At 52.4% G+C, this 11,393-nt stretch carries 7 protein-coding genes; all 7 read right to left on the bottom strand.

What is annotated here, in order from left to right; genetic code table 11:
- On the bottom strand, positions 1-315 hold a 315-nt coding region (locus tag NEV57_RS09185; protein ID WP_257658017.1), incomplete at its 3' end, for a tetratricopeptide repeat protein.
- Positions 278-706, bottom strand: a complete 429-nt coding sequence (locus NEV57_RS15850) for a tetratricopeptide repeat protein (RefSeq protein WP_443686084.1) — start codon at positions 704-706, stop codon at positions 278-280. The genes NEV57_RS15850 and NEV57_RS09185, both read right to left, overlap by 38 nt.
- A gap of 1,209 nt (positions 707-1,915) precedes the next feature.
- A complete protein-coding gene (locus NEV57_RS09175) occupies positions 1,916-4,948 on the bottom strand; it encodes a tetratricopeptide repeat protein (protein ID WP_257658015.1) in 3,033 nt (1,010 codons plus the stop codon).
- A gap of 293 nt (positions 4,949-5,241) precedes the next feature.
- Positions 5,242-6,180, bottom strand: coding sequence for an aspartate carbamoyltransferase catalytic subunit (locus tag NEV57_RS09170; RefSeq protein WP_257658014.1), 939 nt, complete (start codon positions 6,178-6,180; stop codon positions 5,242-5,244).
- 36 nt (positions 6,181-6,216) lie between these two features.
- Positions 6,217-6,768 carry a bifunctional pyr operon transcriptional regulator/uracil phosphoribosyltransferase PyrR gene (pyrR, locus tag NEV57_RS09165; protein WP_257658013.1) on the bottom strand — a complete coding sequence of 184 codons (552 nt, stop codon included), beginning with the start codon at positions 6,766-6,768 and terminating at the stop codon, positions 6,217-6,219.
- Between the two features lie 572 nt (positions 6,769-7,340).
- On the bottom strand, positions 7,341-8,033 hold the full coding sequence (locus tag NEV57_RS09160; RefSeq protein ID WP_257658012.1) for a helix-turn-helix transcriptional regulator: 693 nt from the start codon (positions 8,031-8,033) through the stop codon (positions 7,341-7,343).
- Positions 8,034-8,056: 23 nt separating this feature from the next.
- Complete coding sequence (locus NEV57_RS09155; protein WP_257658011.1) at positions 8,057-11,077, bottom strand: glycosyltransferase family 117 protein; 3,021 nt, start codon at positions 11,075-11,077, stop codon at positions 8,057-8,059.
- Positions 11,078-11,393 lie beyond the last annotated feature (316 nt).

Here is an 11,393-nt window from a genome sequence, read left to right as displayed (position 1 = left end):
GCCCGGTTTCGGAAATTTATCAAAATACGCATTGATGGCCTCCACGGCCGCCTGGTACTGTCCACGGGCAAACAGTGTGTATGCCGTCTGGAAGGCCAGGTTATCCTGTTCCGATTTGGACAGGTCGCCCAGGCTCGTACTCGTTGCGTAGTTAATATAGCCCGATGCGTCGCCGCTATCGAGGTAAATATTTTCAATGGAGCGCAGTGCCTGGCGGGCCTCATCGGTCGTGGCATATTCTTCCACTACCCTTCTGAACGTCGCCATGGCCGCTTCGTTATCTTCCTTGTTGTACTGCACCAGCCCGATTGTCATCAGCGCCCGGGGCNTCTTCCACTACCCTTCTGAACGTCGCCATGGCCGCTTCGTTATCTTCCTTGTTGTACTGCACCAGCCCGATTGTCATCAGCGCCCGGGGCGCATAGCTGCTGCGCGGGTATTTTTCGATCATCTGCTGCAGCCCCTCGATCGCCGTATCGTAGTCGCCCATCGTGAAATAGGTATACGGGATCTCAAAGGCAACGTCGTCTGCATAGTTCGAGTTCGGGAACTGCTGGATCACCGAACGCAGGGTGCTCAGCTTCGTGTTGCTATCGCCCTGAAGCCCCTGGATAATCCCCCGCTGGAACAGGGCATAGTCCTGATTAGGCGCCTGCTCGTTGATCAGCCGGTCGTAGTACTGGTTGGCCCGATCGTAATTGCGCATGGATAAATAGGAATCACCCAGCCGGGCGATCACGTCATTTCGTACATTTTCCTCCCTTGAACCTTCATCAGTAGTCAAAAAACGTTCAAAATAATTGGCCGATGTGCTGAAATTGTCGCTACGGAAAGCCGCATACGCAAGTCCATAGTTTGCATAATTATATACATCGGTATTACGTGCGGCCGGCTTCTGCAGGAAAGCCGAAAAAGCCTGCACGGCCTCGCTGTATTTCCGTACCTCGTACATGGCTTCCGCTTTCCAGTAGGTCGCCAACGCGGCAATCCGCGGATCAATGGGAAATTTCTCCGACCGCATGAACATCGAAATACTGTTCTCAAAGGCCCGTTCGTTATAGAATTCCAGTCCGCGGTAATACGCCGCCTTTTGATAGGTTATGTCCGCTTCCCTGTCCCGGTTAGTGAACGCTTCCAGCATATTTACGCCAGCCTCGAAATTGCTCGTACCCAGCAGAATTTCAGCCAGCAGGGTTTCAGGAGTTTCTGTTTTCTCATCCCCTGGAGCAATATCCGCATGTTCCTGGGTAACAAATTCCGTAGCGACTTTCAGGGCTACGCTGGGGGAGTCCAGTTCATATAAGGTTTTGGCATAGTTAAACAGTCCGTCCGCTTTCAATGCCTGGTCGAAATCCAGTTCGGATGCTTTGACAAACGCATCACGTGCCCCTTCCTTATCACCGGTTTCCATGGAAATATTGCCCAGCACAATCAGCGCGCTCTGGTAAAAGGCATCCGACTTCGGCAGTTTTTTCAAAATGGTACCCGCTCTTTCGAATTCGCGGTTCTGGTAAGCCAAGTAACCGATCCGGTAGTTGTTTATATTGTCCGGCGCTGCGTCCTTATGCCGTTCCTGCAACCTGCCGTAATAAGGTTTTCTGAATGCATTCTTCTCAAAATAAGTAGTGGCCGCAATCCTGCGCAGCTCGGTTTCAAGTACCTGGCGGTTGATATCCATATCCGGGGTCCGGCGAATCTTTACGGCATCCGCCAGCATGGGCCGGTAGTCACGCACGACATCGATCGAATCGATCGTGACGGGTGCCCGTTCCCCCTGTTGCTCACTCGGCTGCTCCGGTATCGGCTGCTTTTCATCTTCCTGCGCGTAACCAATAGCGAGGAAGACCGAAAAAGCTGCGGTAAGCAGGTATCTGAAGCCGATCGATTCTTGCGTTATCATCGTCCGTTTAAATTCCTATTCCTTATTATTGAGCTTATTCAACCGTTCCTTAGCCGAAACGATTATGCCGTCTTCATCATTTCCATAGTTTTCAATGATGCTTTCCAGGGTACTCTTCGCCTGGAAATCGTCACCTTTACCCGCATAGCCGTCGGCCAGCACAATAAAACTCCTGGCTACCCAGTAGTCGTATGACGACCTGTTGTTGATCACATCAAAGGCACTCTCAATCGCCTTATCGTAGTCCCTGGCCTCATATTGCAGCTGGGCAACGTAGTACTGCGCCTCTGCTCCCACCACCGTCTGGCTCTTCAGGGCCGCCAGGTTCATTTCCTTGGCTGCCTCCTTGGCATTCCCCTCCTTCAGCAGCGCATGGCCGGTGTACAGGTGGGCCCGTGCGATATCCTCCTCCGAGGAGCGGTCGTATTCCTTGATCAGTTTCGCATACTTGAGCACCTGCTCCATATCGCCGATTTCATAGTAGCACACCAGCAGGTTGTTCACCGCATAACCGTAATTGGCCTTGTATTCCGAGGTAAGCTCCAGCTTCTTCAGGTGTACGATGGCCTCGTTGTACTGCTTCAGTCCGAGGTACAGTTCCGCCGCCGTGAGCAGCGTGTTCTCCGTATACTGGCTCGTCCAGTCGTTCAGGATAATGTTCAGGTCGTGCAGCGCCTCCTTCGGATGGCCGGTACGGTACAGGCTCACCCCACGGATGTAACGGGCATGTTTCTCCTGGCCCGGTTTCGGAAATTTATCAAAATACGCATTGATGGCCTCCACAGCCGCCTGGTACTGTCCACGGGCAAACAGTGTGTGTGCCGCCTGGAAGGCCAGGTTATCCTGTTCCGATTTGGACAGATCGCCCAGGCTTGTGCTCGTTGCATAGTTAATATAGCCCGATGCGTCGCCGCGGTCGAGGTAAATATTTTCGATGGAGCGCAGTGCCTGGCGGGCCTCATCGGTCGTGGCGTGTTCCTCCACTACCCTTCTGAACGTCGCCATGGCCGCTTCGTTGTCCTCCTTGTTGTACTGCACCAGCCCGATTGTCATCAGCGCCCGGGGGGCATAGCTGCTGCGCGGGTATTTTTCGATCATCTGCTGCAGCCCCTCGATCGCCGTATCGTAGTCGCCCATCGTGAAATAGGTATACGGGATCTCAAAAGCAACGTCATCCGCATAGTTCGAGTTCGGGAACTGCTGGATCACCGACCGAAGGGTGCTCAGCTTCGTGCTGTTGTCGCCCTGGAGTCCCTGGATAATCCCCCGTTGGAACAGGGCATAGTCCTGGCTCTGGGCCTTGCTATTGATCAGCCGGTCGTAATACTGCATCGCCCGGCCGTAATTGCGCATCGAAAAGTACGAATCCCCCAAACGGGCAATGGCATCGTTGCGTACGTTTTGGTCGATTGAGTTACCCCCGGTCGACAGAAACCGTTCAAAATAATTGGCCGACGTATTAAAACTGTTGTTACGGAAGGCTGCATACGCCAATGCATAATTCGCGTAGGCATACACGTCGGTTTCCGGGGCCGCCGGCATCCGCAGGAAACGGGAAAAGGCCTGTACCGCCTCGCCGTATTTCCGTACCTCGTACATGGCTTCCGCTTTCCAGTAGGTCGCCAACGCGGCAATCCGCGGATCAACGGGAACACTCTCCGACCGCATGAACATCGAAATACTGTTCTCAAAAGCCCGTTCGTTGTAGAATTCCAGTCCACGGTAATACGTTACCCGTTGATAGGCTGCATTGGCTTCCGGTCCGCGCCGGTCGACGGATTCCAGCAGGTCCACGGCAGCCCGGTAATTGCTGGTACCCAGCAGGGTCTCTGCAAGCAGGGTACGGGTCTCTTCCGGGCGCGAGTTGGGATACGTATCCCGGTATTCCTGGGCGGCATCCAGCGCAACCTGGTGAAAGTCCAGTTCATAGGAAAGTTTCGCGTAGTTAAACAATCCCTCTTCTTTCAGTTTCGGATCAAAATCAAGCTTTGACGCCCGAAAAAATGCATTTCGTGCACTCTGTTTATCGCCTGTTTTCAAAAAAGCGTCGCCCAGGGTAATCATGGCAGCCTGGTAATATGCATCCGGCTCTTCCATTTTTTCCAATTCGGCGATAGCCTTCTTGTAATCGCCGTTTTCATAGGCGATGTAGCCAATGTGGTAATTATCCTGGTTGTTCTGTGTTTTTCCCTGATCCCTGGCCTGGAACTTATCGTAGTAAGCTTCGGCGCTTTTCAGGTCGCCTGTCACAAAATAAGTAGCTGCTACAATGCGGAGCATGTCGGTTTCGTTTTCCTGCTGGGTGGTTTCGAGTATCGGGACAGCGTATTCCAGTACATCGTCGTACCGCCCGTCCAGAAAATAGAGCGCCGACAGGTAATACGGATAACTGTTCTCATAGAATTTGGTGCCTTTCAGCCGTTCGAATTCGGCCAGCGCAATAGCATATTCCCCGTCCAGGTAAGCGAGGTAGGCATAATAATACACGGAAGCCTCGTTGTAGGTTCCGCCTTCGTCCTTTAGCTGCCGGAACAGCGGTTTTGCGGCGGCATAATCACCCTTCATGAACAAGGCATACCCCAGCTTATACCGGTATTCTTTATTTTCACTGCCTGCGAGGTTGCGGCTGTCCAGTTTTTCAAACCATTCGATCGCCTTGTCGTAATCTTTCCGTGCGAAATAAGAACGGCCCATCTGAAAGTAGGCTGCCTTCGCATTCGCACTTTCCGGATAATCCTTGATGTATTGCAGGAAACGGGTCTCCGCATCCGACTCGCCCAGTTCCAATGCGCAGATGGCCTGATAAAAACGCGCGCTTTCCTTCAAGAGGGAAAGTTCTACATGCTCATCCTGCTGCAATGTGGAATAAATCCGCATATCCTCCACTTTATCGAATTGCTTGGCCGCCGAGGCATATTTCCCATGCTGGTACAATTCCATTCCCGACTTATAGGCTTGGTTGATTTCCTGCCAGGCACTTTGCTGCGCCAGGGCAGGTGTAACAGCCAAACCGAGTATTACACTTACCTGGTAAACTTTATTAAACATACGATCCAATTATCTATAGCTTGATCCTCAATTTCCATTTCCCGGGAGCCCCGCTGCCCTCTTTACAAACAAAGTTGGGGCCATAAAATACACGTAGCCCAATCTAATTCGCTAATTTAACGCGAAACGGAAAAGTTTTCCTCAAAAGTTGTTCACACATGTTGATAACATTAATATGCTAACGAAAAAATAGGCAGAAAAATACAATTGCTGTTCACTATTTGTTTCCGTTTTCAGCCGTTCATCCCCGCCCCGTGTCATCGGCAAATCCGCCGACCGCCGATTGCCAAAAACTACTCCTGCCTTCCGGCAAGCAGGTAAAGTACAGCCATCCGGATGGCTACCCCGTTCTCTACCTGGTCCAGGATAATGGCGTGTTTGCTGTCGGCCACATCGCTGGTCAATTCCACTCCCCGGTTAATGGGTCCGGGGTGCATGATGGTGATTTCTTTATCAAGCGAGTCGAGCAGCCGTTTGTTCAATCCATACAACATGGAATATTCACGCAGCGAGGGGAAATAAGCAATATCCTGTCGCTCCAGCTGAATACGCAGCATGTTGGCTACATCGCACCACTTCAGCGCCGCGGTAAGGTCGTGCTCAACACGCACGCCCAGTGCGGCAATATGTTTCGGAATCAGCGTGGTCGGACCGCATACCATCACTTCGGCGCCCAGCTTCTGCAGGCAAAGGATGTTGGACAGCGCCACGCGCGAATGGAGAATATCTCCGATAATAGCTACTTTCCTGCCGGCCACGTCGCCGTAGCGCTCGCGGATCGAAAAAGCATCCAGCAGGGCCTGGGTAGGGTGTTCATGGGCCCCGTCACCGGCATTTACAATCTGCGCCTTTACGTGCCGGCTGAGGAATACCCCTGCCCCCACATAAGGGTGGCGCATGACGATCATATCCACTTTCATGGCCAGGATGTTGTTGACCGTGTCGATCAGCGTTTCCCCTTTGCTGACCGAAGATGAAGAGGCCGCAAAATTAACGATATCGGCTGACAGCCGTTTTTCAGCGAGTTCAAATGACAGCCGAGTGCGTGTGGAATTTTCAAAAAAAACGTTGGCAATGGTAATATCGCGCAGCGAGGGCACCTTCTTTATGGGGCGGTTCAGTACCTGCTTAAAATTTTCGGCCGTCTCAAAGATAAGCTGGATATCCGCTTCATTGAGGTCCTTGATTCCCAAAAGATGCCGGGTGCTGATTTGTCTTGCTGAGGCTGTCATGGATACGGTTTGAATAGCAGGTTCAAAATAGATGTATCAATTATTAATATCGGTAAGCAGTGTGATCCGGTCGCGTTTTTCCACTTCGGCCCAGCTTACGCTGACCTTCTGCGAATCGATGGAATCCACCTGTATACCGATGTAATCCGGTTCGATGGGCAATTGCCGCGAAAAGCGCCTGTCAACCAGTACCAGCAGTTCAATCTTCGCCGGACGGCCGAAGGCCTGCAGGGCATCCATAGCCGCCCGGATGGTACGGCCGGTCCACAGCACATCATCCATCAGGATCACCTTTTTCCCCTCCACGATAAAATCCATGTGTGTGCTGTTGGGTACCAGCGGTCCGCTGTCCGGCCGCCGGAAATCATCCCGGAAAAACGTGATATCCAGCTCTCCGTACGGCACATCGGACAATGCCGGCACCTGGCGGAGCTCCTCCACGATGCGGCGGCTCAGGTAAATTCCCCGCGGCTGGATGCCAATAATTACCGTATCCGAAAAATCACCATGATTTTCAATCAATTGATGGCAAAGCCGTTGAATGGTGATCTGGAATTTCGGGCCGTCTAATAAAATGGATTGTTTCATCTGGAATTGACTTCAAAAGGCCTGTTGTATCGCATGTGGAAACACCGCTGAATATGGCGCAAACCTACTATATTTTTTTTATTTTTTAAACTTTATTGGCATCCTGCTTCGATCCCGGCTTCCGGTCCGGCATCATTCCCGGCCAAAAGCCTTTCATCACCTATTGTCCGACATGTGTTCGAGTCCGCTTCGACACCGCTTCGGGGTTCCTTCGACCCTTGTTCGACCCGGCTTCGGGACCGCTTCGACTGCTGTTCGAGTCCGCTTCGAGTTGGCTTCGACCCGGCTTCGACCCGGCTTCGGGCGCTGTTCGACCATCCTTCGGCGAGCCCCGAACAACCCCCGAAGGAATACCGAATAAGGGTCGAAGGAACCCCGAAGCAGTCCCGGGGAAGACCCGGAACGGCCTGCATCCTTTCCCGAAGGGTTAACGGGCCCGGCGCCGCCCCCCGCCCTATCCGTGCGGCAAACTCCACCGCAACGGCCTTGGTAGGCGATCCTAATTGCTACGCTAAAGTAACCAATAATGGCGTTTTATTTGGCTGTTAATGAGGTTTTAACATTTTTTAACATCAATAATCCACCGGCAGCTGGTTCATAAAATCAGCAATCGGCGGATGGGTGGTTTTGGTAAAGGGCATCCCGCTGTTCTGCACATGCACCATGCGCGACACCTTAAAATCCCGGTAATCTTCGCGGAGGTGGCACCAGCCAATCAGGTGCCAGCTAAAGGCATAGAAAATAAGTCCGACCGGTTCAACCCGGCGGTTGCTTTCCGAGCCATCTGCCTTGCAGTAACGGACGTCCAGTATGGTACGGGCGGTTACGGCTTCCTGCAGCGTGGCCAGGTGTTCATTGGCCTCATTGAGCAACCGCTGGGGAAATTGGAACCCGGTACTGATGGTCAGGTATTCCAGCTTTTCCTTCTGCGAATCGCGCATAACGGCTTTCACCTTGCTGAGGGCACTTGAATAATGTTTCTGAATGGATTTATCGGCAAAGCCTGTCACCAGGTTCTCCATCAGGAGGAGGGCATTGGCCTCTTCCAGGCTAAAGGATACCGGCCGCAGAAAAAAGCCGTCTACTACAAAATAACCCTTATTCGGCTCAAATCCGACAGGTATTCCCTGCTCGTTGAGTGCCCGGATATCGCGGTACACCGTACGGATACTGATGCCGAACCGCTCGGCAATCCGCTCTCCCGTCAAATATTTCTTTGACTGCAGGAGTGTCAGGATGCCGAATAAACGGTCGATTCGGTTCATGAGCTTAACTTAGCGATTCCGGGCTATCCCGCGCCTCCAAAAAACCGGGTTTCATACTGCCCGAAAATTTTCATGATGCGCGCGTTCAGGTCGGCCTGCCCATGTTCCTGTGTGGTTTCCGCAAACCTGTTCAACGTGAACATGCTGTACTGGATGTTCTGCATTTCGAGGTTGGGTTTGGTTTCGGCAATGGCCGCATAATACCGAAGCTGCTCTTCGAGGTAATCCACGTTGCGTGTCACCAGTTCGTTGGCTTTCTCGGTTTCACCGACAGCATACAGGCTGCGCACGAAGAATGAATAGGCGTAGCTGTCCATGATGCGGTAGAGGCGCTTAGGCATGTGTTCCAGGGCGTTGTTAAGCAGTTCCTTTGCCTCATTGAGCTTGCCTTCGGCAACAAGCACCTCTGCCGGCGCCGAGTAAATATTGTTCAGGATCAGGCTGATCATCCGATACGATTCCGGATCAATATAGGGTGAGTTCCCGATGTTCCCCCACACGTATTTATTCAGCACATGGTCATGCAGTGCTTCCGCATTTACCAGCCCCTGCTGTGCCGTGTTGTCGGCCACCTCAATGGGCATCAGCCGCAGGGCAAAGCCCTCAGACACCAGGTATTTATCAAGTCCCATGAAATTATCAGCCGGTACCGTGGTGGCAAAATAAATGGGCCGTTTCCAGTTATTGTTGGCCAGGATGTCCATCATGGCCAGCTCCGCACGCGATACGTAATTGCGGTTGTATGTCCATTGCATGGTATCCACGATGCTATCCTGCCACCGCTCGGGCACCACGTTATTTTTGATGATATCATCCCGATTAATGGTCAGTTGCAGGTTTTTCGTGGGCAGGAAGTTTTCGCGTTCGCCGCTCTGGAGCTGGATTTTGTCGTTCGGATTGTCCGAAAGCATCAGCGCCACAAGGCTTGCCACGTCTACGTATCCCGGTATACTCGCGTCCTGGTAATAAATGACATCGCGCACGCCTTTTACATATTTTTCATCCGGAATGGTGATGGGCAGTGCCTCCGCCTCATTGACTTTCGCCTTCATCTGACGCACATACCAGTCGGCACTGAGTAAACTCAGGTTGACTACACGCACGTCGGGGCGCACATTTTCCACCTCCTGTACATACCACAACGGGTAGGTATCGTTATCCCCATAGGTAAACAGGATGGCGTTGGGGGCGCAGGATTCCAGGTAATTTTTGGCGATGTCGCGGGCGAGGTATTTCTGCGACCGGTCGTGATCGTCCCACCCGTCCCTGGCCAGCAGCACCGGTCCGGCCAGCAGGGCGACCGCCGTGGCGGCAATAGCGGCCGTGCGCGCATTTAGTTTCTTCGTGAGCCATCCACTGATGCCCACCACCCCCAGGCCGATCCATATGGCGAAGGCGTAGTACGATCCGGCATAGGCGTAATCCCGTTCACGGGGCTGCAGCGGGCTCTGGTTCAGGTACAGCACAATGGCCAGCCCGGTAAAGAAAAACAGCAGGCCTACGATGCCCGCATCTTTCTGCCGGTGCTTGAAGTGCCAGAACGCACCGATAAGTCCCAGAATCAGGGGTAAAAAGTAAAATTTATTATTGGACGGATCGGACTTCAGTGATTCAGGCAGCGCATCCTGGCCACCGACATGCCACTGATCGATGGGCTTGATACCGCTGATCCAGTTGCCCGTAGTGAAATCGCCATGTCCCTGCTGGTCGTTCTGCCTTCCCGCAAAGTTCCACAGGAAGTAACGGCCATACATATGGCCCACCTGGTAATTGAAGAAAAAGCGGAGGTTATCGCCAAATGAAGGCTTTTCACTCTCGCCCAGGTTCAGGTAATTGCGGTAGTATTGCGGATGGCCATCGCGTGTGCTGTATATCCGGGGGAAGATGGTCTCCCGGTCGTATACGTAATCAAAGCTCTGGCCGGCCACTTCATAGCGTTCGGCACCCTTACGGTAGGTATTGCTGCCATAGGAAATATCAATGGGGCGCGAATCAAAATAAGGGCCCTTGAATTTCGGCTCGTCACCGTACTGTTCGCGGTTGAGGTAACCCAGGAACGAAAATGCATTATCCGGATCGCTGTTGTTCAGTGTCGGGTCGGCTTTCGCCCGGATGAGGATCATGGTAAAAGAGCTGTATCCGAAAACAATAAACGCAGCAGACAACAGGATCACATTCAGCAATGGCTTGGCCCGCTGGATGGAATGCCAGATACCATATGCGAGTCCTCCGGCAACCAATACGGCAAATACGACGACGCCGGAACCGAAGCTCAGTCCCAGTGTATTTACGAAGAACAGGTCGAAATATGCAGCAAATTTAATGAGGTACTGGATAATGCCCCACAGGATCAGGCCGAGCACGACACAGCCAATGAGCAGCGCACGGATGGCCCCCTTTCCGGTGGCATTAGCTGTGCGGCGGAAATAAATCACTACCGCAATGGCCGGAATGGCCAACAGGTTCAACAAGTGCACACCAATGGAAAGCCCCATAATATAGGCAATGAAAATCAGCCACTTATCAGCGCCGGGTTCATCGGCGTGGCGTTCCCATTTTAAGATGGCCCAGAATACAACCGCCGTACACAGCGACGACATGGCATACACTTCCGACTCTACTGCCGAAAACCAGAATGTATCGGAAAATGTATATGCGAGTGCACCCACTGCACCGGCGCCCATAATCTGGATCAGGCTACCCTGCGTGAGTTCAGCCCCGGGTTTCCACAGTGCTTTGCGCGCAAGGGCGGTGATGCTCCAAAAGAGGAAAACAATCGTAAGGCCGCTGGTAATGGCCGATCCGATGTTCATCCAGTAGGCAATGCGCTCGGGATTGCCGAAAGCCAGGTTTGAAAATACGTTCTGCAACATCAGGAACAGCGGCGCACCCGGCTGGTGGACAATTTGCATTTTATAGGCGGAGGCGATAAACTCACCCGTATCCCAGAAGCTGGTTGTCCGCTCTACCGTCAGCACGTATACGAGCGTGGCGATCAGCCCGCATGCCCATCCGATAATATTGTTAATCCGAGTATAGCTCATAAATGTCGCGTATGGTTCTTGATTAAATTACGCCCCGAAAATAAGGAATAGTATGGTAATGCAAATATATTATTCGGATTTTAACACATTCGGCGGGTATAGGCGCAGCCGGGCCGGTACGATAGCCGATCCGGCAGGTTTTCCCGATACTGAATCCGTACAAATACAAAAAACGGGGCTTAAGGGGGTATGTTTGCCGGCTTTACAACAGGCAATCTCCGAGGGTATCAGCGCTTTCCAGCAAAAAGAAAAATATTTTTGCAATAATTATTCCATCACCCTATATTTGCAGTCCCGTTCGCAAGGGCGGTAAAAC

The organism is Parapedobacter lycopersici (assembly GCF_024643285.1).
Lineage (GTDB): Bacteria > Bacteroidota > Bacteroidia > Sphingobacteriales > Sphingobacteriaceae > Parapedobacter > Parapedobacter lycopersici.
Note: the sequence above shows the minus strand (reverse complement) of the source record. Positions and strands in the feature narration are given on the sequence as shown.